Origin of the sequence: Schaalia cardiffensis F0333 (genome assembly GCF_005886435.1) — a bacterium.
Lineage (GTDB): Bacteria > Actinomycetota > Actinomycetes > Actinomycetales > Actinomycetaceae > Pauljensenia > Pauljensenia cardiffensis.
Window position 1 is genome coordinate 1,985,426 of sequence record NZ_CP040505.1, and the last position, 22,895, is coordinate 2,008,320.

General features: G+C 62.1%; 20 protein-coding genes. 11 read left to right on the forward strand and 9 right to left on the reverse strand.

Annotated elements, in window-relative coordinates:
• The first annotated feature begins 168 nt into the window (after positions 1–168).
• The 10 genes from FFA61_RS08150 (at position 169) to moaC (ending at position 12,884) form a co-directional block, all read left to right on the forward strand.
• On the forward strand, positions 169–1,512 hold the full coding sequence (locus FFA61_RS08150; protein ID WP_005963128.1) for an MFS transporter: 1,344 nt from the start codon (positions 169–171) through the stop codon (positions 1,510–1,512).
• Between the two features lie 66 nt (positions 1,513–1,578).
• Positions 1,579–5,340, forward strand: coding sequence for a nitrate reductase subunit alpha (locus FFA61_RS08155; protein ID WP_005963125.1), 3,762 nt, complete (start codon positions 1,579–1,581; stop codon positions 5,338–5,340).
• Positions 5,340–6,875, forward strand: a complete 1,536-nt coding sequence (narH, locus tag FFA61_RS08160; protein WP_005963123.1) for a nitrate reductase subunit beta — start codon at positions 5,340–5,342, stop codon at positions 6,873–6,875. The genes FFA61_RS08155 and narH overlap by 1 nt, the downstream gene beginning before the upstream one ends.
• Positions 6,872–7,552 (forward strand): nitrate reductase molybdenum cofactor assembly chaperone, encoded by a 681-nt coding sequence (gene narJ / locus FFA61_RS08165; RefSeq protein WP_005963121.1) that lies wholly within the window; start codon positions 6,872–6,874, stop codon positions 7,550–7,552. The genes narH and narJ overlap by 4 nt, the downstream gene beginning before the upstream one ends.
• 14 nt (positions 7,553–7,566) lie before the next feature.
• A complete protein-coding gene (narI, locus tag FFA61_RS08170; protein WP_131247308.1) occupies positions 7,567–8,340 on the forward strand; it encodes a respiratory nitrate reductase subunit gamma in 774 nt (257 codons plus the stop codon).
• A gap of 199 nt (positions 8,341–8,539) precedes the next feature.
• On the forward strand, positions 8,540–9,523 hold the full coding sequence (locus tag FFA61_RS08175; RefSeq protein ID WP_005963118.1) for a MarR family transcriptional regulator: 984 nt from the start codon (positions 8,540–8,542) through the stop codon (positions 9,521–9,523).
• 9 nt (positions 9,524–9,532) lie between these two features.
• Positions 9,533–9,955, forward strand: a complete 423-nt coding sequence (locus tag FFA61_RS08180) for a molybdenum cofactor biosynthesis protein MoaE (protein WP_005963116.1) — start codon at positions 9,533–9,535, stop codon at positions 9,953–9,955.
• A 44-nt stretch (positions 9,956–9,999) separates the two neighbouring features.
• On the forward strand, positions 10,000–10,740 hold the full coding sequence (locus tag FFA61_RS08185) for a HesA/MoeB/ThiF family protein (RefSeq protein ID WP_005963114.1): 741 nt from the start codon (positions 10,000–10,002) through the stop codon (positions 10,738–10,740).
• A gap of 50 nt (positions 10,741–10,790) precedes the next feature.
• Positions 10,791–12,185, forward strand: a complete 1,395-nt coding sequence (locus FFA61_RS08190) for a molybdopterin molybdotransferase MoeA (RefSeq protein ID WP_005963112.1) — start codon at positions 10,791–10,793, stop codon at positions 12,183–12,185.
• Positions 12,186–12,401: 216 nt separating this feature from the next.
• Positions 12,402–12,884, forward strand: coding sequence for a cyclic pyranopterin monophosphate synthase MoaC (gene moaC, locus FFA61_RS08195; protein WP_005963110.1), 483 nt, complete (start codon positions 12,402–12,404; stop codon positions 12,882–12,884).
• A gap of 227 nt (positions 12,885–13,111) precedes the next feature.
• Here the strand turns inward: moaC and FFA61_RS08200 are convergent, their stop codons facing one another.
• A complete protein-coding gene (locus FFA61_RS08200; protein WP_005963108.1) occupies positions 13,112–13,624 on the reverse strand; it encodes a MogA/MoaB family molybdenum cofactor biosynthesis protein in 513 nt (170 codons plus the stop codon).
• 102 nt (positions 13,625–13,726) lie between these two features.
• Positions 13,727–14,785 (reverse strand): tRNA adenosine(34) deaminase TadA, encoded by a 1,059-nt coding sequence (tadA, locus tag FFA61_RS09445; RefSeq protein ID WP_242600897.1) that lies wholly within the window; start codon positions 14,783–14,785, stop codon positions 13,727–13,729.
• A 174-nt stretch (positions 14,786–14,959) separates the two neighbouring features.
• Between tadA and upp the strand changes: the two genes are divergently transcribed.
• Positions 14,960–15,598 carry a uracil phosphoribosyltransferase gene (upp, locus tag FFA61_RS08210; RefSeq protein WP_005963104.1) on the forward strand — a complete coding sequence of 213 codons (639 nt, stop codon included), beginning with the start codon at positions 14,960–14,962 and terminating at the stop codon, positions 15,596–15,598.
• Positions 15,599–15,883: 285 nt separating this feature from the next.
• Here upp and FFA61_RS08215 read toward each other — a convergent pair whose 3' ends face one another.
• The 7 genes from FFA61_RS08215 to FFA61_RS08245 form a co-directional block, all read right to left on the reverse strand.
• The gene (locus tag FFA61_RS08215) at positions 15,884–16,333 is read right to left on the reverse strand and encodes a GNAT family acetyltransferase (protein WP_040313597.1); all 450 of its coding nucleotides are present in this window, start codon (positions 16,331–16,333) and stop codon (positions 15,884–15,886) included.
• Between the two features lie 443 nt (positions 16,334–16,776).
• Positions 16,777–17,847 (reverse strand): sulfurtransferase, encoded by a 1,071-nt coding sequence (locus FFA61_RS08220; RefSeq protein WP_005963101.1) that lies wholly within the window; start codon positions 17,845–17,847, stop codon positions 16,777–16,779.
• A gap of 400 nt (positions 17,848–18,247) precedes the next feature.
• On the reverse strand, positions 18,248–19,087 hold the full coding sequence (locus tag FFA61_RS08225) for a MetQ/NlpA family ABC transporter substrate-binding protein (protein ID WP_005963100.1): 840 nt from the start codon (positions 19,085–19,087) through the stop codon (positions 18,248–18,250).
• 192 nt (positions 19,088–19,279) lie between these two features.
• On the reverse strand, positions 19,280–20,020 hold the full coding sequence (locus FFA61_RS08230; RefSeq protein ID WP_005963099.1) for a methionine ABC transporter permease: 741 nt from the start codon (positions 20,018–20,020) through the stop codon (positions 19,280–19,282).
• Complete coding sequence (locus tag FFA61_RS08235) at positions 20,017–21,009, reverse strand: methionine ABC transporter ATP-binding protein (protein ID WP_005963098.1); 993 nt, start codon at positions 21,007–21,009, stop codon at positions 20,017–20,019. The genes FFA61_RS08230 and FFA61_RS08235 overlap by 4 nt, the downstream gene beginning before the upstream one ends.
• 214 nt (positions 21,010–21,223) lie before the next feature.
• Positions 21,224–21,802, reverse strand: a complete 579-nt coding sequence (locus FFA61_RS09450) for a fluoride efflux transporter FluC (RefSeq protein ID WP_005963097.1) — start codon at positions 21,800–21,802, stop codon at positions 21,224–21,226.
• Entirely contained in the window at positions 21,799–22,365 is a 567-nt protein-coding gene (locus FFA61_RS08245; protein WP_051057815.1) for a FluC/FEX family fluoride channel, read from the reverse strand. Before FFA61_RS08245 ends, FFA61_RS09450 begins: the two co-directional genes overlap by 4 nt.
• Between the last annotated feature and the right edge of the window lie 530 nt (positions 22,366–22,895).

Consider the following 22,895-nt stretch of genomic DNA (forward strand, 5'->3'; position numbering starts at 1 on the left):
CCTACTCATCCTCCACCCTCCGCACAGCCTCCTTTCAAAACAGTCTTTGACCTGCGCTTTTATCGAACATTTGCACACCCGTCGAAATTGCACGAAGCAGTTATTTTTACTGATACCCTCCCTCTAAAACCACGGACGATCCACCCTCGAACACCATCGGGAGGAACCATGAGCACAACGACCGCATCCCCACAATGGAAGGGCCGAATCCTAGAGGGATGGAATCCCGAAGAAGCAGAACACTGGAGTTCCCAGATCGCATGGAGAACCCTCGCGATCACGACCTTCTCCCTCATCCTCGGCTTTGCCGTCTGGTTCCTCCCCAACGCAATCGCCCCGAAACTCAACGACTTGGGCTTTGAACTCTCCAAGACCCAGCTCTACTGGCTCACTTCCATGCCCGGCCTGTCCTGCGCAGCCTTGCGCATGGTCTACATGTTCCTGCCCGCCACCATCGGCACCCGCAAGATGGTCTACTGGTCGTCCCTACTCTACGTCCTGCCAATGATCGGCTGGTTCTTCGCAGTTCAAAATCCCAATACCTCTTTCGCGCTCCTCCTGCTGCTCTCTTTCGCCTGCGGCATCGGAGCGGCGACCTTCTCCGGCTACATGCCCTCCACCGGTTTCTTCTTCCCCAAGCGCCTCCAGGGAACCGCCCTGGGCCTGCAAGGAGGCCTCGGCAACCTCGGCATGTCCGTCATTCAGCTCAGTGCCCCCTTCCTCATGAGCATGAGCCTCTTCGGAGTCACCTGGATCGCGCCCAAGGCCGCCGCGAATCCCCCCGTCGTCGTTAACGCTGTCATCTTCTTCATCCCCTGGTCATTGCTCGCCGCACTCCTCGCCTTCCTCTTCCTCAAAGACGTCCCCATCAAGGCGAATGTCAAAGAACAGCTCGACATCTTCGGCAATCCGAACACCTGGTACATGACCGTCTTGTACATCATGACCTTCGGTCTCTTCTCCGGTTTCGGCGCCCAAACGGCCCTCATCATCAACAACAACTTCGGCAAGCTCTCACCCTTGGCCGAATCCTTCAACCCCGATACCCTGCCCGTCGGCCTCTCCTACGCCTTCCTCGGCACCCTCATCGGCGCGGTCCTGCGCTTCGCCTGGGGGCCCCTGTGCGACAAGTTCGGTGGCGCGATCTGGACCTTTATTTCCGCCATCGGAATGGCGCTCACACTCTCATGGTGCGGCTGGGTCCTCATGACAACAGATGACCCCTCCGACTTCACGCCCTTCCTCATGGGCATGCTCGCCATGTTCTTCTTCGCAGGTGTTGGAAACGCCTCGACCTTCAAGCAAATGCCGATGATCATGCCGAAACGTCAAGCCGGAGGCGCCCAGGGCTTCACCGGCGCTGTCGCCGCCCTCGGCCCCTTCCTCGTCGGCGTCGCCCTGACCCTCATGCCCGCCCACGTCTTCTACTTCGTTGCGGCCAGCTACTGCGTTTTGTGCACCGTCTTGTGTTGGATGCGCTACGCCCGCCCCGGCGCCCCCTTCCCCGGCTGATCTCGGGGGCCCTCCCACGGCCCCACACCCCACCACAGCCCCCAGACCACAACCACAGGAGTCCCGATGACCTCCACCACTCCCTCCCCGAAGGCAACGGGCGCAGCCCTCTTCGCGATGGGCTCGTGGCTGCGACGCGGCACCGCGAGTAAAGACGCCCGCCAGCTCTTCCTCGAAGGCGGACGCGAAGCTGACGAGTTCTACCGCCAACGCCACCACTACGACAAGGTTGTCCGATCCACCCACGGCGTGAACTGCACGGGCTCATGCTCGTGGAAGGTCTACGTCAAAGACGGCGTCATCACCTGGGAATCCCAGGCAACCGACTACCCTTCGACCGGACCGAACATGCCCGACTACGAGCCTCGCGGCTGCCCGCGCGGCGCGGCCTTCTCCTGGTATGAGTACTCCCCGACCCGCATCAAATACCCCTATGCGCGCGGAGTTCTCGTCGACATGTTCCGCGAAGCGAAGGCGCGCCTCGGCGACCCGGTGCTCGCCTGGGGCGATATCGTCTCCGATCCGAAGAAAGCGAAAGCCTACAAATCCCAGCGAGGCCGCGGAGGAATGGTCCGAGTCTCCTGGGAAGAGGCTATTGAGATGATGGCCTCCGCCTACGTGTGGACCGTGAAAACCTGGGGCCCCGACCGCTGCGCGGGCTTCACCGTCATCCCCGCCATGTCGATGGTGTCCTATGGTGCGGGCGCCAGATTCCACCAGCTCATCGGTGGAACGATGCTCTCCTTCTACGACTGGTACGCCGACCTCCCCCCGGCCTCGCCCCAGGTTTTCGGCGACCAGACCGACGTCTCCGAAGCGGGCGACTGGTACAACGCGCAGTACCTCATCATGTGGGGCACGAATCTGCCGCTCACCCGCACCCCCGACGCCCACTTCATGACCGAAGCGCGCTACCACGGCCAGAAAGTCATCGTCGTCTCCCCCGACTACGCGGAGAACACGAAGTTCTCCGACGAGTGGCTGCGCGTCCACCCCGGCACCGATGCCGCTCTCGCCGAAGGCATGGCGCATGTCGTCTTCAAGGAGTTCTACGTCGACAAGCGTGAGAAGTTCTTCGCCGACTACGTGACGCGCTACTCGGACTGCCCCTTCCTCGTCAACCTCGACGAGGTCGAGGAGAAGGCACTCGAAGGCGTCGTCGGAGCCGAGGGCCTCACCTCCTCCTACGCTCCCGGCAAGTTCCTCACGGCCTCCATGATGCCCGAGGGCACGACCGAGAGGAGCGAACACAATGAGCACCGTCCCCTCGTCATCGAGGCCGATGGCACCGTGAAGGATCCGGGCGGGACCCTCGCCGACCACTACGGCGAAGAGGGGGTCGGCAAGTGGAACCTCAAACTCGAGGGCGTCGAACCGGTCTTGTCCATGATGGACACCAACGAGTGGGAACCCGTTGAGGTCCTCCTCAACCGCTTCGACCTGCCCTCCTCCCAGGGCACCGAGTCCGTGGGCGCTGGCGTCGTGCGACGCGGTGTGCCCGCCCGTCGGATCAATGGCCGTCTCGTCACAACCGTTTTCGACCTGATGCTCGCCCAGCACGCCGTCGAACGCGAAGGCCTTCCCGGACAGTGGCCCAGTGGCTACGACGACCCGAGTTGCCCGGCAACCCCCGCCTGGCAGGAAACCATCACCGGCGTTCCCGCTGCGGCATGCGAGAAGATCGGCCGCGAGTTCGCACTGAATGCCCTCGCTTCCGAGGGCCGCTCCATGATCCTCATGGGCGCGGGCACGAACCACTACTTCCACTCCGACCTCATGTACCGCGGTTTCCTCACCCTCACGACAATCTGTGCGTGTGAGGGTCGCAATGGCGGTGGCTGGGCCCACTACGTCGGCCAGGAGAAGGTCCGCCCGATCACCGGCTGGCAGCAGTACGCCCTCGCCCTCGACTGGCAGCGCCCGCCGCGTCAGATGATCTCGACCGGCTGGTACTACATGACGACGAGCCAGTGGCGCTACGACGGCGCCCGCGCCGACGCCATGGCTCATCCTCTCGGTGCCGGCAAACTCGAAGGCATGACGATCGCAGACACCCTCGTCGAGGCCGCACAGCGCGGATGGATGCCCTCCTTCCCCGCCTATGATCGTTCACCTCTCGAACTCGGACGCCAGGCGAAAGAAGCGGGAATGGCTCCCGCCGACTACGTCGCCCAAGAACTCAACGAGGGACGTTTGAAGTTCGCCGTGACGAACCCCGATTCACCTGAGAATTTCCCGCGCATCCTCGCGAACTGGAGGACGAACCTCCTGGGATCTTCCGCGAAGGGCACCGAGTTCTTCCTCAAGCACATGCTCGGTGCGGAAAACTCCGTCAACGCGGAAGAACTGCCCGAGGGCTCGCGCCCGCACTCAATCGAGTGGAGAGATGAAGCGGCCGAAGGCAAACTCGACCTCATGTGGGTCGCGGACTTCCGCAACACCTCGACCACGCTGCACTCCGATATCGTCCTTCCCGCCGCGACCTGGTATGAGAAGGAAGACCTGTCCTCGACGGATATGCATCCCTACGTCCATTCCTTCAACGCTGCGGTCAAGCCGCCGTGGGAGGCGAGAACGGACTTCGAGATTTACCGCTCCTTGGCGAAGGTGTTCTCCCGCTTCGCGAAGGATCATCTCGGCACGCAGCTCGACGTCATGTCGATCCCGCTGTTCCACGACACCCCCGACGAATACACCCTGAAGAACGGCATGGTGCCCGAACGCAAGGGCTGGCATCCGGGTGTGGACATGCCGAAGGTCATTCCGATCGAACGCGACTACACGATGATCGGCACGAAGTTCGAACGCCTCGGCCCGCTCGCGAAGAAGGCGGGGCTCGTCCAAAAGGGCGTCTCCTTCGATCCTTCTATCGAGGTCGACAAGCTCGGCGATCTCAACGGTCGCGCCCCCATGGACGGCCTGCCCGGTGAGGGCTCGGCCCTCCTGGACTCTGCGGTGAAGGCCGCTGACATGATCCTCATGTTCTCGGGCACGACGAATGGTCGCCTCGCCTACACGGGCTTCAAGGATCTTGAGAGGCGCACGGGCACCAAGATGGCCCAGCTCGCCGAAGGCGATGAGGAAAAGCGCATCACCTTCGCGGACACGACGATCCAACCCCGATCAGTCATCACCTCCCCGGAGTGGACGGGCTCAGAAACGGGTGGCCGACGCTACTCGGCCTTCTGTCAGAACATCGAACAATCTCGCCCCTGGCACACCCTCACGGGTCGCCCGCAGTTCTACATCGATCACGACTGGATCCAAAACCTCGGCGAGTCTTTGCCCGTGTTCCGTCCCCCGCTCGACATGGCGCACATGTACGGAGAGAAGCCCGTCGGCCACGTCGGCACCTCACAAGAGGGCACGGCCGAGGTCGCGGTCCGCTACCTGACGATCCACAACAAGTGGTCAATCCACTCGCAATACTTCGACAACCCCTACATGCTGACTCTCGGCAGGGCGGGCCAGACCATCTGGATGAGCCCGCAGGACGCCGAGAAGATCGGCGTGAAGGACAACGAATGGGTGGAGGCCTACAACCGCAACGGCATCGTCTCAGCCCGCGCAGTCGTTTCCCACCGTATTCCCGAGGGCACGGTGTTCATGCACCACGCCCAAGAGCGCATGGTCGGCACTCCTTTAACGGAGCGCACCGGCAAGCGCGGCGGCATCCACAATTCGCTCACGCGCATCGCGATCAAGCCGACCCACATGGCCGGCGGTTACGGCCAGATCTCCTTCGCGTTCAACTACTACGGCCCGACGGGCAACCAGCGCGACGAGGTCACCGTGATCCGCCGCCGCAATCAGGAGGTGCAGTACTGATGAAGGTCATGGCACAGATCGCGATGGTGATGAACCTCGACAAGTGCATCGGCTGTCACACCTGTTCGGTCACCTGCAAGCAGGCATGGACGAACCGCGAGGGCACCGAGTACATGTGGTTCAACAACGTCGAGACCCGTCCCGGTGTCGGCTACCCGCGCGGATGGTCCGACCAGGACAAGTGGAGGGGCGGTTGGCGTCGAACAAAGGCAGGCAAACTCGTCCTCGAACAGGGCGGCCGACTCGCGACCCTCGCGAAGATCTTCCACAATCCGACAATGCCGACCCAGGACGACTACTACGAGCCCTGGACCTACGAGTACGACAAGCTTTTGCGTACCCCCGCGAACCAGAAGTCCGTGCCCTCCGTTCCCCCGGTCTCTCAGATCACCGGCGAGGAGATGGGCACAGTCACCTGGGGTCCGAACTGGGATGATGATCTGGGCGGGTCGATGGAAACCCTCGACTCAGACCCCGTCCTCAAGCAGATGAACCTGCAGGTCTCGAAGACCATCGAAGACGCCTACATGTTCTATCTGCCGCGCATCTGCGAGCACTGCCTCAACCCGGCGTGTGTTTCGGCCTGCCCTTCTGGCGCGATGTACAAGCGCACCGAGGACGGCATCGTCCTCGTCGACCAGGACAAGTGCCGAGGCTGGCGCATGTGCGTCTCCGCCTGCCCCTACAAGAAGGTCTACTTCAACCACAAGACCGGCAAAGCTGAGAAATGCACCCTGTGCTATCCGCGCCTCGAGGCGGGCCTGCCCACGGTCTGCTCCGAAACCTGCGTAGGTCGTCTCCGCTACCTCGGGGTCCTCCTCTACGACGCGGATCGCGTCTCCGAGGCCGCGGCCACCAAGAACGAGGGCGACCTATACGAGGCTCAGCGTTCGATCCTCCTCGACCCCTTCGACCCGGAGGTCGTGGAGGCGGCGAAGGCGAACGGCGTCCCGCATTCGTGGATCGAGGCCGCCCAGCAGTCACCGGTCTACACACTCATCCACACCTATGCACTGGCTCTGCCGCTCCACCCCGAGTTCCGCACCCTGCCGATGGTCTGGTACGTGCCACCGCTGTCCCCTGTCGTTGACCAGGTGACCGCTTCCGGTTCAGACGGCGAAGACCACAAGATCTTGCTCTCTGCGATCGCGAAGATGCGTATTCCTCTCGAATACCTCGCGGGCCTGTTCACCGCCGGCAACACGAAGCCAGTCGAGTTGGCGCTGCGCCGACTCGGTGCGATGCGCTCCTACATGCGCGACATTCACAACGGTGAAGAGGGCAATGAGCAGATCGCAGCTGCCGTGGGCATGACCGGCGTGCAGCTCCAGGAGATGTACCGGATGCTCGCGATCGCGAAGTACGACGACCGCTACGTCGTGCCCACCACCTCGCCGGAGCTGCCCCGAGGGATCGCCGGACTCGAGGGTTGCCCCGTGTCCTACGATGTGGAGGCCTTCCACGGGATGTCCACCCCGAAGGGCGGCTCCACCCCCGAGGGCCGCACCATGCTCCCCCTTGAGGTGCTGAAATGAGTACCCTCATCGGCCAGCCCCGCCTCCCCAGCCCTGCGCTGGAGCCGGTGAATGACGAGCAGAAGCGTTTCGTCCGCATGGCTTGCTCGCTCCTTCTCGACTATCCAGACGAGAAGACTGCTGAGGAGCTTGCTGCGGTGCGCGCCGGGCTTGATGATCTTCCCCTCCCCATCGCCGAGCGTCTGCGTGCGTTTTGCGATGCGGCAGAGAAGATGAGCCTGCGTGAACTCGAAATCGCCTATGTGGAGACCTTTGATCAGAGGCGCCGCTGCGCCCTCGGCCTGACCTACTACACCCATGGGGACACGAGGTCGCGAGGCCAAGCAATCATCGGTTTCAAAGAGGCGCTTAAACGCTCCGGTTTCGAGGTCGAACGCGAAGAACTCCCCGATCACCTGCCTCTTCTGCTTGAGTTCGCAGCCCTTGACGATTCCGGTGTTGCTGAGAATCTTCTCGAGGCGAACCGGGAGGGCATTGAAGTGGTCCGTTCGGCCCTGCGTTCCTACGCGTCCCCTTGGGCGGAGCTCCTCGAAGCTCTCGTCCTGACTCTTCCCGAAGCGACCCCCGAGGTTGTGGCCGCCTATCAGCGACTCATCTCGCAAGGTCCCCCGACTGAACTCGTCGGGATCGGCGATCTTCACTCCACTCCTTCCCCGCTCCTCGTCTCGGAAAGGTGACTCACATGGATTTCATGAGCCGCGTGCTCGTGCTTGAAAACGGCGCCGAGGCGGGCCGGAGCGTCGGCGTGTTCGCCACGCTCGCCTGGGTTGTCCTGCCCTACCTCGCGATCGTCCTCCTGATCGTCGGCCTCATCTGGCGCTACAAGACCGACCAGTACGGCTGGACCTCCCGTTCTTCGAACTGGAACGAGTCGGCGATTCTGCGCTGGTCCTCCCCCATGTTCCACTTCGGCATCCTGTTCGTCGGACTCGGCCACGTCGGTGGTCTCCTCGTCCCGAAGGCCGTGACTGAGGCGCTGGGAGTGTCCGAGGAGATGTACCACATGGGGGCGACCGTGGGCGGCGGGATCGCGGGCCTTGTCACCGTCATTGGTCTTCTCGGCCTGCTCTACCGTCGTATCTTCGTCAAGTCAGTGCGTCTGGCGACGACCCGGATGGACATTGTCACCTACGTGCTCTTGTGTCTTCCGATCGCCCTGGGCACCATCGCGACCGTCATGCATCAGGTTCTTCCGAGCTTCTCCGGTCACGGTTACGACTACCGAGAGACGATTTCCGTGTGGTTCCGTTCGATCCTCATGATGTCCCCCAAGCCCGAGTACATGCTCGATGTGCCCCTGACCTTCCAGATGCACATCATCGCGGGCATGCTTTTGTTCTGCGTGTGGCCCTTCACGCGCCTCGTGCATGTCGCTTCTGCGCCGCTCGGCTACGTCACGCGGCCTTCAGTCGTGTACCGCTCGCGCGATGCGAAGCAGCCCGTTGGGCGCAAGCGCGGCTGGTGAACAGCACACCCGGACGATTGCTTCTCCTTCCTCGCTTTCACTGAGCCCCTTCCTCCTCCTTTTGAGGCGTCGAGACTGGTGAGCGCCCCTGGCCGGGGCGCGGGCGAGGAAGGAGAGTCGTCTCTCCTTCAGTTGTCACTCACCCCATGGCGCTGGCAGACTGAAATCCATTTCGTCCGTCCCTAGTCGAAGAGGCTCCATGACGCGTGTCACTACCCGATCATTCGCTGACACCTTGTCGACGATGGCATCGCTCACCGCCGCGCAGCACTCCCTCCTCGAGAGGATCGCCGAGCACGAAACCCCGGTGACGGTTTCGGATCTTGCTGCGGAAGCAGAACTGCACGTCTCTTCCGTCCGGGAGACCCTGGACGCCCTGATGGGAATGGGTCTCGTCTCACGCGAGCAGCTGCCCGCCCAAGGACGAGGGCGCCCCGCCCTCGGCTATTCAACGACAACACCAACGGACCCAGCGTTCCCCGCGCTCATGCTCAACCAGATGACGAGCGCAATCCTCGACGTACTGAGGGAAACCAATGACGACCCCGGAGCCATTGCCCGACTCATTGGCCGCAAGTGGGCCGATCATGCACTCGAAGCAACAGGGATCCCCGATCATTCACGTTTCACGCATCTTCCCGAGGGGTTCACTCTTTCCAGCCACATGGGCAAGATCCGCATGTTCCTCTCCGCACTGGGTTTTGCGGCTTCACCACTTCACGGGCATCCGACCTCGCTCGTGATGACGGCCTGTCCCTTCACGCATCCTGAAGATCCTGACCCGCTTGCCCTCGAATTGCGTCGAGGCCTCGTGGAACGCATCCTGGAGCGAACTGCTGTGGGCTATGCGAGCTGGACCTATGTGCCCGACGTCAAACAGCCGATGAGAGTGGTCGTCACCCTGAGTGAACGCATCACGAAAGCTGTCCGAGAAACTCCGATGCTCGTGCGATTCTTCGGCGGCGCAGCTGAAGCTGCCGAAGCAGAGGAGTTAGAGATCCCCGCATCCTCCCTGCCGACGACCCTCGGCGTGCTTCTCGGGGTGCTCGCGGATTCACGTCCCGCCCTCGCCCCGGTCCTCGAAGTCTCCACTTTCCTTCTCGACCGCAAGCCCGCCGATCGGAACACTCCTTTGCGTCCCGGTCTGCAACTCGATGTGCTCCCACCCTTTGCAGGAGGTTGATCCACCACCATGAGCGCACAGATTTGCACATCCGTCGTTGACACTCCCCTCGATCCTGTTGCCATTGAAAAGGCCGCCCGCCGCACTGATTGTGGAGCCTTCGTCTCCTTCATCGGGGTCGTCCGCAACCATGACGACGGCGAAGGAGTGCAGGGCATCGACTACTCCGCTCATCCTCAGGCCGAGGAGATCCTCCAGGACCTCGTTGAGGGCTTCGCCAGGCGTGAAGGCGTCCACCATATCGAAGCGCACCACCGAGTCGGTTCGCTGCACATTGGCGATGAGGCGATGGTGATCGTCGTTGCCGCCGAACACCGGAGCCAAGCTTTCACCACCTGCTCGGACCTCGTCGACGAAGTGAAAGTTCGCCTGCCGATCTGGAAGAAGCAGTTCCGTCTCGACGGCTCGCACGAGTGGTCGGGATTACGGTGAGCCTCCCCCCACTTCAGATTCCGCTTCTGCACCCGCCTCGGCCTGTGACTGCCTTGGAGCGGGAGCGCTACGAGAAGAATCTCCTCATTCCCGGTATCGGAGAAGCCGGGCAGGCCAGACTCCTTGCCGCCAGAGTCCTCGTCATTGGGGCGGGAGGCTTGGGTTCGCCCGTCCTCTTCTATTTGGCTGCGGCCGGAGTGGGCACAATCGGCATCGCAGATCCCGATGGCGTAGCTCCTTCGAATCTGCAGCGACAGATCATCCATTGCGAAGACTCGATTGGCAGCGCGAAGTCCCACTCCGCTGCCACTCGCCTTGCAGCCCTGAACTCTTCGATCACCGTCAAGACCTATGGGCGTATCACCCTTAAGTTTTTGCATGAGCACGGACGCGAATGGGATCTGCTCGTCGACTGCACCGATACCTTCGACTCGAAGTACCTCATCGCTGATTGGTGCAAAGAATCGGGGATCCCGCTTGTATGGGGAACGGCGGTCGCCATGAACTATCAGGTCGCCTCCTTCTGGTCCGCGCCTCCCGCCCCATACCCGCCGACGTCCCTGAGGTCTTTGCATCCGCTTCCCCCCAAGCCCGGGACCACGCCCGCGGCCTCTTCCGTCGGGATCCTCGGGCCTGTGGCCGGGGAGGCGGGAACGATCATGGCCAGTGAAGCCGTCAAGCTTATCGCAGGCTTCGGGGAGCCTCTTTTGGGCAGGGTCCTCGTCAGCGACGCTCTCAAGCGGCGCACCACGATCGTAGAATTCGCTGAACTACCAGGCGACTGAACTATCTGAACACCGTGTGCGCTCCCAGGGGGCGTCGGGAAGGGAACACCATGAGCCATCACGCCTCGCTGTCGATCGACGAGCACCGAGCCCTCGTTGAGGCCTCCTGCCCGATGCTCGACCCCGTGGAACTCCCCCTGGAAGAGTGCATTGGTGCCGTTGCAGCAGCCGATGTTCGCGCCCTCGTCCCCGTCCCCGCTTTCACGAACTCCGCGATGGATGGCTTTGCCCTTCGAGCAGCCGATCTCAAAGCTGAGGGGCCAACGATTCTTCCCGTCACAGGTGATATTCCTGCAGGAGATACGAGGGAGAACCATCTCGAGCCGGGCACCGCGTGGCGCATCATGACCGGTGCCCCCGTTCCCGAGGGCGCCGACACCGTTGTGAAAGTCGAATGGACTGACCATGAGGCCGGTGTGTCATGCCCGCCCAAGCAGGTGCAGATCCTCACGGCCCCCACTCCTGGTGCAAATGTGCGTTTCACAGGTGAAGGTGTCGACTGTGGAGACATTGTCATCCCCGCGGGCACGCCCCTGAGTGCAGGCACGATTGCCGCTGCCGCTTCCGTGGGAGTGGATCGTCTCCTCGTTCATCCGCGCCCTCGAGTCCTCGTCATCGCGACCGGCGCCGAACTCGTCGCCCCGGGCCAGCCCCTGGGCCCTGGTCGTATCCACGATTCGAATGGCCTGATGATGGCGGCACTTGCAAGCGAGGCCGGGGCGCACGTGGTGGGGACTTTCCTGTGCGGTGACGATCCCGAAGAGTTCACTCGGCTCATGGATTGCGCTCCTGAAGCCGATCTCGTCATTACCGCTGGTGGAGTCTCCCAGGGAGCTTTCGAGGTGGTGCGACGTGCTCTCGCAGATCGAGGGCGTTTCCATCATGTCGCTCAGCAGCCGGGAGGCCCGCAGGGAGTTGGGCTCCTTCCGGTGGGGGCGAGCAAGAAGCCGACGCTTGTCCTGTGTCTACCCGGCAATCCGGTGAGCGTCTTCGTGTCCTTCCACGTGTACGTCGCTGGTCTGATCGCGCGCCTCGCAGGCCGGGTGTCCGATGCGCCGGGTGCCACCGCGCTAAGGACGCTGCCCGGCATTGCAGCGAAGGGGTGGCGCTCGCCTGCGGGCAAGACTCAATTCGTGCCCGTGCGCCCGGCGGTGCGCGCATCCGCTCAGCCCAGCGAGGCTCCTGTCCCCGCTGCTGGAGAGCCTCTTCGTGCTGGAGAGACTCTTTGTGCGGGTGAGACTCTTCGTGCTGATGGTGACGCTCATCGTTGTGGTGGCGAACTGATCCTCGTTGAGCCCGTTCATATTCTCGGCTCCGGTTCGCACCTCACCGCTTCACTCGCTGTAGCCGAGTTCCTCGCGGTCATCGGCCCAGAGCACGAATCCGTCGCTGCGGGAGATACCTTCGAGCTCATTCCAATTCTCGGGCGCAATAGCCTGCACTGAAGGCTCCCCATCGAGCCCGCACACCTGGAAAGCCTGCACATCTGGAAAGCCTTGACGCTTGGGAATCTGATTATTCAGGGGCACTTCACCGCCGAGTCCCCACTCGTGTCGGCGCTGTGTTTTCTCACCACAACTTCTCCCCTTCTTCGCTGCGCTCTTCGTCTTCACCGATGAACTCCGCACAGCACAGTGAACTCATTCAAAGAAAGGCATGTGATGTCCGATATCGCCCTCACTCACCTGCGCTCTGACGGCGCCGCATACATGGTTGATGTCACCGCGAAGGCACCGAGCATCCGTCAGGCGAGCGCAATTGCGCGAGTGGACTGCTCTCCTACTGTGATGACGGCGCTTCGTACGGGAAGCGTCCCGAAGGGTGACGTGCTCGCGGTGGCGCGTGTCGCCGGTATTGCGGCCGCGAAACGAGTACCGGATCTGCTGCCCCTCGCGCACACGATCGGTGTTCACGGCTGCGAGGTCGACCTTGAGCTCGAAGACGACCATGTCGCGATCCGTTCAACTGTGCGCACTGCAGATCGGACGGGCGTGGAAATGGAGGCCCTGACCTCTGTGACGGTGTGCGCCCTCGCGCTGATCGACATGGTGAAGGGCGTTGACCGTTCCGCTCGCATCAGCGAAGCGAAGATCATCTCGAAGTCCGGTGGGCGTTCTGGAGAGTGGACCCGGCCCGAGGACTGAGTTCTTCTGAGAGGATCGGTCTCTCCTTGCGGCCCCATTGGGACTTCAGTGGGGATGCAATCGGCCTACGGGGGCTCTTATCAGGCTTGGGGTCTCTTAGCCGTGTGCGAGTGGCCCCTCGGGGATTTTTCGGGATTCTCAGTGTTGTCTTACGGGGCCATTTCAGGCGGTGAGCTGCCCGCGCCACGATGTCACTGCGCGCCTGTGGGTCTGCGCGCCTGCGCCCCTCAACGGGGGTGGTCTCCTCCGGCGAGCTGATCGAGGATGTGCGCGACGAGGGGGCCGATCACCCCGACCGCATCCTTCACCCCGCCGCTCGAACCCGGAGCGTTCACGACGAGCACTCCCCCTGGAGCGCGAGAGGTCACGCCCACGAGGCCGCGGCTCAATGCAGCCGCAGGGGCGTGGCCCTCGCCGGCCCGGCGCATCGCATCTTCAAGACCGTGGATTCGCGTGCTCAGTAGTGCTTCGGTTGCTTCAGGAGTGACATCGCGGGGAGCGAGGCCCGTTCCACCTGTCGTGAAAACAAGGCGAGCCCCCTCCTTGCTGGCGGAGACAATCGCCTCCTGGATCGCCTCGAGCTCGTCGGGGACGAGGAGGAGGCTCGCATCGATGCCGTAGTCGGCGAGCAGCCGAGCCGCGAGCGGGCCCGAGAGGTCTTCAGCCTCTCCTCGCCAACAGCGATCGGACACGGTGATGACGCAAGCGGGAATCGTCGATTGAGGGTGTGATCCTGTCATGGTCCTCCGTTCGGCAGGCTCTGTGAGCGGTCGTCATCGCCTCGGATGTGCCGTAGCGCCTCGGCTGCACTGCATTCCTGGGCGGTATGCACGATTCACGCCTCAGCGCCTACTCTCGTCACCGCGCCGCGAGCGAACCGGGATCCCCGTGGCCGCGATACGCGCCTCCCGGCTATTCGCGCTGCCTCCGCCGAAAGACTGGACTTGTCCTCGATGTGAGACGCGACGCTGCAGACGAGGAAGATCAACCTGCGTTTTGAGCGGATCATCAGCAGGAATCGATGGCGGTGGTACCCGCGTGGAAGCCAGGTCAGCGGGAATCCCGAATTCGGAGGAGTGGTCCACAAGGCTCGGTACCATAAGCGCGGACCTTGCCTGTGTTCCCCTTCCGATTGCACCTTCAGGCTTGAGTTCGCTTGGAGTTTCGGCCTCTACCTTGAGCCGGGCCTGCGTCTTCTCCTCCTTGGCCTCGAGGGTGGGCCGCATATCAGCTTCACTTTCGGGGGAGTGAAAGGCCTCCTTGTGCCCGTGAACATGCAAATCCGCAGCATCCTCGTGTGCGCTGCGCTGCACATGTGAAGGAGTCGGGGGCTCGGCCTCGTCCTTCTGTCCTAGGGCGCCATTTTGCCAAGAGGAGATAACGTCGAAACTGGGCGCGACCACCGGAGCGTCGGCCAATGCCGCACGACCTGTTGGTTCGCCGGGTGTTTCGCGGCATCCTTCAAAGAATGCCTTCAGCTGGACGGTCGCTTCGGTGCCGAGGATTCCACCGATCACCTCTACGCGATGATTCAGACGCGAATCATGCAGGACGTCGCGCAGTGAACCCGCGGCCCCAGCCTTCGGGTCCCATGCTCCGAAAACGACACGGTCGACGCGCGCGGCAATGGCAGCGCCCGCGCACATCGTGCAGGGTTCAAGAGTGACAACCAGAGTGCAGCCCACAAGGTTCCAACGATTCAGGGTGCGTCCAGCCTCCCGCAGGGCAACAATCTCCGCGTGACCGCAGGGGTCATGCTCGGCCTCGCGAACATTCCACCCCTTGCCGACAATACGGCCAAGCGAGTCAATCACGACGGCGCCAACCGGCACGTCCCCTGACTCACGAGCACGGTTGGCCAAGAACAGGGCGCGACTCATCGCTTCGCGATAACGATCCATGGATGCCACGCCTCCAAGAGTAGCCGGACTTAGGGGTTCCAGAAGCCCCTGCGCCGCCCCTTGAGTGTCCTCAATGAGCGAGGGGACTCCCCCGATAGTGGGGTGGTACTCGCCTTGTTCGTACTGTGCCCGAAGGAAGTCCTTGCCGTGCCCCGTGCGCGCTACCCTTAAAGCATGCACCTTCATGTTGCGGACCACCCGCTGATCAACCATAAGCTCACCGTCCTCCGCGATCGCCAGACCCCCTCCGCGACTTTCCGTCAGCTCGTCGACGAGCTCGTCACGCTCCTCGCATACGAGGCGACTCGTCAGGTGTCCGTCACCGAGACTGCGATCAATACTCCCGTCGCTCCGACTGTCGGCCGCAAGCTCTCCGAGCCCCGACCGATCGTTGTCCCTGTTCTTCGTGCCGGACTGGGCATGCTCGAAGGTATGACCCGTCTGCTGCCGACCGCTGAGGTCGGCTTCCTCGGTATGCGCCGTGACGATGACACCCTCGAGATCGAGACCTACGCGAATCGTCTGCCCGATGATCTTTCCGGGCGTCAGTGCTTCATTCTCGACCCGATGCTCGCCACCGGACACACCATGGTTGCGGCGACGAACTACCTTTTCGAACGCGGAGCAAAAGACGTCACCTGTGTGTGTCTTCTCGCGGCCCCCGAGGGCTTGGCTGTCCTGGAGAAGGCCGTCGGTGATCGAGGCGATGTGAACGTCGTTGTTGCCGCCGTTGACGATCACCTCAACGAGAAGTCCTACATTGTGCCCGGCCTCGGGGACGCGGGTGATCGTCTCTACGGCATCGTCGACTGAGTTCTGCGCAGAACCAGGGTTTCCGGGCGGAAGGTTTTCCGAACGGGAGGGTTTCCGGGCGGGGAAAGTTCCCGAGCAGAGGAGGTTTCCGAACAGGAAGCTGAGCGTGGTGCGAACGAGTTCTGCGCGCACGCTTGAGTTGTGCGCGCAAAGGCGAACAGATTCTTCGGAATTCGCCTGAGCAATTGTCGCGCTTTCTGAAGCTTCGGGCCCGTCCTCGATGATCGAGGGCGGGCCGCGTCTTCTTGCTTTGCCCTCTGGACACTCACTCTGAGTTCCGGGGAATCACAACCACCTCTGCATAACGGTGACGGTCGACGTCTCATAACCGAGAGCCCTGTAGAAGTCCTGAACGCCTTCATTCGTGGCCCGCACCATGAGCATCGCTTTCGGAACTCCCCGCTCATCAAGCCACTCCTCCGCGGCGCGGACGAGGGCGGATCCCAGGCCGCGCCCCTGATGCTCGGGGCGGACCGCAAGGTAGTAGATCCAGCCGCGGTGCCCCTCGTGTCCCACCATGACGGTGCCGATAAGGCCACTTGGAGCATCACCCGGAACCGGCTCCGCTCGGATGCCAAGAATTGTTGAGGAGGGGCCGCGAAGTGCGCGAAGAAAGTCTGCCTCGGGATCGTTGTAGGGGACCGTGAGCCCGCATTCGGCCCACAAGTGCGCGGCGGCGAAAACCACGGCCTCGTCAAGCTCAACGATCTCAGCCATGAACTGAGAACTCTTCACAGATACACTCCTTAGCCGCTCTTCTGTGCACCTGGCGACGCTCCATTCTGGGCCTCGCCGCATTCGCTCATACTCTTCGCCACGCCCGTAGCGCAAACGAATCTGACTCTTCACCATCCTGAGGTGCCTGCGGAGCCTGTGGGGCCCGAGTCCCGCACACCCCCGACACGACGACACCCGGAGCTCCCGCCCGATTCCGGAGCCTGGAGCTAATGAACCCCTCGATGCAGTTCTTCGTCTTCACACCCAAAAGGCTCACTCCGTACAGTTCTTCACACCCGAAGTGCTTGTTTCACAGCGCATGCCCTCAGGTTCGAAACACCGCTCGCTCCACGATCGGAGCGAATTCCCATCACGAGAGCATGCGCTTCGGCATGGCGATCCCCCACAATTGCAGGCATCCACCCCGAATGGGCTGAAACGCCCCTGTCTTGTCAATGGGATCAGACCCCAATCTCCACCTCGCGAGAAGGATCGACAATCCACTCCGACCAGGACCCCGCGTACAAGGCCGGGAGCCTCAAACCCGCGACCGCTGCCGCGAGCACGGCGTGCGAAGCCTGAATCCCCGAACCGCAGTAGACACCGACCTCGGCCTCGTCAGTCGCACCAACTGAGGCGAACATCGTGCGAAGCTTGTGAGCGGGAAGGAAGTACCCGTCCTCGTTGATGAGATTCAGGGCCGGGAAGGAGCGCGCACCCGGTATGTGACCCGCAACTGGGTCGATCGTCTCATCTTCACCGCGGAAGCGATTCGCGGGACGAGCATCAAGGAGGATCCCCTCTGAAGCGATCCGGGCTACGCCCACGGCATCAACGCTCGGGAAAAATCCGGTAGCGGCTGTGAAGGATCCGGGAATGGGGGCGACCTCTCCCGTTTCGACGGGCAGGGCTGCATCCACCCATGCCCGCCAACCGCCGTCGAGGACACGAACGTTCTCGTACCCAGCATTGCGCAGCAACCACCAGCATCGGGCCGCCGCAATCGACTTCCAATCGTCGTAGATCACCACCGGCCTGCCCTTGCGAAGCCCTGCTGCGCGCATCGCCTCCTCGAAGACATCATGGGAGGGCAGAGGGTGGCGGCCCGTCACGCCGAGGATGTGCGGGGCGGCCAGAGCCTCGTCCATCGAGATGTAGCAGGCCGAGGGGATATGCCCCTCGAGGTACTGGAGGTGCCCATCGATCGGCGAGCCTGGACCCGGGTAGCGGACATCGAGGATGAGAACCTGCTCGGCCACGTCGCGAGCGATCGTGTGCCCGGATTCATTCGGGATAAGAGGCCGGGAGGCCGGATCACGGACGATCCTGTGTTCGGCCTCGTCGGCAGTCAAAGGGGCACCGAGAGGCTCGGGAGAGCTATGCAAGCCTGGAGCAGAAGAGGAGCGGTCCGGGGCTGAGTGGTCGGAGGAGTCCGCTGTTGTGTCGTGATCTGGGCTGCTTGGAGTCAGGGCATCGAAGCTCTCGAGGAGGGAGGCCAGCTCAGCGGCGCTGATTAACGGGGAATTCGTCATGGCGCAACCGTATCGAAGCTGTGGAGTCGCCAGGTGAGTGTCCGGGAAAGGAAGCTTCTGCTGCACATGCCCTGGGAATCTCGCCTCACACAAGTGGAGGGGATAACGACTTGTGGAGGGATATAACCCCTCCACTTGCCGCCAAACCCTCCACTTTGCGACCAGGAATCCCCCGCTAAATGAGCGTGAGGCCCGCCACAAAGAGCGGGCCCCACGGGGTATCCATTCAGTTGAGCCTCTGGTCAGCTGAGGCTTTGGTCAGCTGAGGCTTTGGTCAGGTAAGACTCTCGTCATTGAAGATCCTGGCCGCCGGTGATCGTCAAAGCAAGACGTCCACCCTCCTCGGCCATCACTCGGGGCGAGAGAGAGTCTCTTAACCGATCAAAAGCCCCTCGGCCGATCAGAAAGCCGGGATGACGGAATCGTCGGACCAGGTCTGTTCGATGTACTGCTTGACCTGGTCGGAGTGAAGCAGATCCTCAAGCTTCTTGACGGCATCGAGCTTGTTCGTGTTATTCGCCCAGGCGAGGATGTTCACGGCAGGGTTGTTCTCAGGGGATTCGACGACGATCGCATCCTTCGGGCTCAGACCACCTTCCTGTGCGAAGTTGCCGTTGATGACGGCGACGTCCACATCGGCGAGGGAACGCACGAGCTGCGGGCCCTGGACCTCTTTGAACTCGAACTTCTTCACCTTGGTGACCGTGTGGACATTGGCGTCGGAACCATCGGTCGGCAGGGTGACGAGCCCCTGCTCGGCAAGAAGGGCAAGTGCACGGGACTGATTGGTGACGTCGTCAATAATGCCGATGGTCGCCCCCTCGGGAAGCTGATCGAGGGACTTGAGCTTCTCGGAGTAGACGGCAAGAGGCTCAAGGTGAATGCCCTTGCCCGCGGTGAACTCGTAGCCGTTTTCTTCGGCCTGCTGCTCGAGGTAGGGGACGGTCTGGAAGAAGTTTGCGTCCAGATCACCGGACTTGAGGGCCTCGTTCGGCTGGATGTAGTCGGTGTATTCGACAATGTCGAGGTCAATGCCCGCCTCGGCGGCGAGGTTTTCGTCAACGTACTTGAGGATCTTCGCGTGCGGTGAAGGGGAGGCACCGACCTTCAAGGTGACGATGCCCGAAGCGTCCGCTCCGTTCGTGGAGTCCGCCTTGTCGGCGCTCGAAGAGCAGGCCGAAAGGCCGAGGGCGAGAGCTGCGGCCGCGGAAGCGGCGAGGATTTGACGGAAGTTGCGCATGATGGGTCTCTTTCGTTATGTCGCGACTGATCCGGGGAGTACCTATCGGCCTGTTCCCAGTTCTTCGGCGAAGCTGTGTATGCGGGCATGGTAGCCCGCTTTGCGGGTCGGGGGCATTCGCCCTCGTCCATGGGTGAGTGTCGGAAGAAGATAGTCGTGCTGGGCCAGGATCTCACCCGGCTGGCGGTCGCCTCAGCGGTGGTCCACCAGCCGGGAAATCATGTCTCCGAACATCTGGACGATCTGAACGATGACAATGATCGCGAGAACCGTGACGATCATGACGTCATCTTGGAAACGGTTGTAGCCGTAGTTCATGGCCATCTGCCCGAGGCCACCGCCGCCAAGCGCTCCGGCAATCGCGGAATATCCGATGAGTGTGATCGCGAGTGTCGTGATCGACTGCACGAGGGCGGGGGCTGCTTCACGGACCTGGACGCCCCAGCGGATCTGCCGGTTAGAGGCGCCCATCATCTGAGCGGCCTCAATTTTGCCCGCGTCAACGGCGAGGATGTTCGATTCGACGAGGCGAGCGAAGAAGGGGACAGAGAGGATCACGAGGGGAACAACGGTCGCCTGCCACCCGAGGGTCGTGCCCACGATCAAGCGTGTCAGGGGCAAGAGCACGATCGCGCCGATGAGGAAGGGGAAGGATCGGACGACGTTGACCACGGCCGAAGCGAATTGGTAAACGCTGCGGTTCGGCGTGAGGCCCGACTTGCCGGTCTGCACGAGCAGAAGACCAAGAGGCAGGCCGATGAGGACCGTGAATACCGTCGCGAAGAACATCATCGCAAGGGTGTCGAGGGTCGCGGGAATGAACTCCTTGGTCAACGCCGGGTTATCGAGCCACTTCGGGTCGTTCTTCCCGGTAGGGACAAGCAGTGCAAGCTGGTTCGCCGCGGATGCGAGGCTGGGAAGCGTCAGGCTCATGCGGACCTCATTTCGGCGTAAATATTCTGCTCACGAAGCTTGTCGATGATCTTCTGCGCATGGTAGGAGGGCACTGAGAGTGCGAGTCTTCCGACCTGGGTGGAGCCCATGGATTCGAAGGTTCCGGCGGTAACGTCCGCGCCCATTGAAGAGGTGAGATTAAGGACGGTCGCACCAGTGGGAACACCTGGGTGCGAGGTGAAGATGACATCGAGGAGACTGGTGTCTCCGCGCAGGTCTGCCTCGTCGACGCTGGGGGCGGGAATGAGTTCGCGCGACAGGGGACTCGTCGGGTCAGCGATGACCTCCTCAATGGCGCCGGTCTGGATGATTGTTCCGTGCCCGAGGAGGGTAACGGAGTCGCAGATTTCTCGGACAACGGCCATTTCGTGGGTGATGACGAGGACGGTGACGCCTTCAGAGTCGCGGACTCGAGTGAGCAGGTCAAGGATCTGACGAGTCGAGTCGGTGTCGAGGGCGGAGGTCGGTTCGTCGCAGAGCAGGACGGCAGGATTGTCGGCGAGTGCGCGGGCGATGCCGACGCGTTGGCGCTGTCCTCCGGAGAGCTGTGAGGGGTAGGAGTTGCCGCGCCCCGCGAGACCGACGAGGGAGAGGAGTTCGGCAACTCGGGCCTTCACCTGTGCTTTCGGCACCCCAGCGAGTTTCAGCGGATAGCCGATGTTCTCAGCGGCGGTGCGACCGTCGAGAAGGTTCGCCGATTGGAAGACCATGCCAATGCGACGACGGGCTTCACGCAGCTTCTTGCCACGTAGTTGCGCAAGGTCGAGGCCGTCGACAATGATCGCCCCTTCAGTCGGATGTTCGAGGGCGGTAAGGCAGCGGATGAGGGTAGATTTTCCGGCGCCGGATTGTCCGACGATGCCGTGGATGGAGCCGCGGTCGACGTGGAGCGTGACATTGTCGAGGGCGACGACTTCGTTGCCGCCCTTGACGGAGTACACCTTACGGACTCCGTTCAGGTCGATCATGACGCCCTCCGTGTCGTGTCTTAGCGCTTCTCAGGCCGCGGTTGTGCACCCTGTTGTGGATGAGTTCAGCATAGGGGGCTCTTTTTGGGGACCCAAATCTTGTGTTACATTCCCCCACTATTCGGAATCGAATGACTGTTGATCTGCGACGATAACGCTTCATCCCAGTGAGGCGCGCGCCACTGAGAACGTGAGAAGCTCCTCGGAGATAGGGCTAGCTCGCTGAGAAGACGAACCTGCCAAGAGCAAAAGCGAAGAAGAGGGCGATAAGGGCGCCCGCCCACACACCAAGGAGCAGGGCGAAGGATGCGGCTCGTCTGCCCGAACGCCATAAGGTCCACGAGTCCATGACCGCGGTGGAAAAGGTTGTGAAGCCTGCGAGGAATCCGCTTGAAACGACGAGTCTCAGCTCCGAGTCGATCATTGGTGCGGCGATGAGGAGTCCGAGGAGGAAGGATCCGAGGACATTGACCAGGCCAATGCCGAGCATTGGAGCGAGTAGCGGTTTTCGGGGTTCTTCTTGTGGCTTTTCATCGTGGGGGTGGTGTTCTTCTCGAGTGGGTTTCTCAAGAAGGCTCTTTGGGGGATTTCCTTTCTCGCCAGGGCGTTTGGCGGGGCTGTGTTGAAGGCGTTTGGCGGGGCTGTGTTGAAGGCGTTTGGCGGGGCTGTGTTGAAGGCGTTTGTCGAAGCGGCGGGCAATGAGGCTACGCACTGCAAGGTCGAGCTTCCAGCGGGACACAGCCCCGAGAGCACCGCCGAAGGCCAGGGCGATCCAGACAAGCAGACTCGTCATTCCAAGCCCCCTGTTTCGCAAACCTCAGCGTCCTTCGAGGGGGCTTTTCTCTTCATCGTGCCGATTCTTTGCGTCTCAGCCACTCTCGCCAGCTTCTTCACAAGCCCCCAACCTCCAGCCGCTGAGATGACGCCGAGAAGAAGCAAGAGGAGAGAAGCCGCTGCGGCGCTGAGGATCGTGGTGACGTTCGGTGTCCGTATCATCGCCATTCCGCTCGCAGCGATAAGACTCCCATAGGTTGTGAAAGCTCCGGCGAGTCCTGTCGCCGCGAGGAGTCTCAGGCGCAGAAGTTGTGGAGTGAGCTCCATTTTGCGAGTGAGGAAGGCTGAAAGAGCACCGAGGAAGAATGCTCCGCCCAGGTTCGCCAAGAGCGTCGACCAGGGGAGCAGCATGAAAGAAGCAAGGACGCCTGAGTAGGGGAAGAGTTCCGCGAGCGCGTCAAGGCCTGCTCGCGCGAGCGCCCCCGCAGCGCCTCCTATGGCTACGAAAACCCACTCCGACAGGGACTTTTCCCGTGTTTTCACGCGCTTCGCTCCGGGCGAGGGGTGGGCGAAAGAGTTCACCTCGGAAGTCTACATCTGCCTTCCTGCCACCCGAGCCTCGCAAAGCCTGGGCATTACGCCTGCTGACACGCACTCTCCTTTTTCCCTCGCTATTCCTGCACTATCTGCCAGCGCCTCATCTGCTTAGTGAGTAGTCCGCTTTTCGGTCACTTTACCTTCATCGTCTCTTTTCCAATGCCTTCCCCTGCGCCCTTCCATTTGAGCAGCCCCCTTCCCGACGCCGACAAGCCCACGGGCGAAACCCCGTTCGCGATTCCATCCACACTGCCCCGTTCCCGACGCCTTCCCCTTCTGGCATTCCACCTGAGCAGCCCCCTTCCCGACGCCTTCATTCTCTGGCCTTCCACCTGAGCAGCCCCGTTCCCGACGCCTTTTCCTTCTGGCATTCCGCCCACACTGCCCGCTTGGGAACGCTCCAATTGCGGCCAGGACCCTCGAATGCTTCATGAGCAAGTCTTCATCTGCTGCTGCCCCAGACTCTTCACCACCCGCTCGCACATAGCCCTCTTCGGACCCTCGCTGTCCGCCAC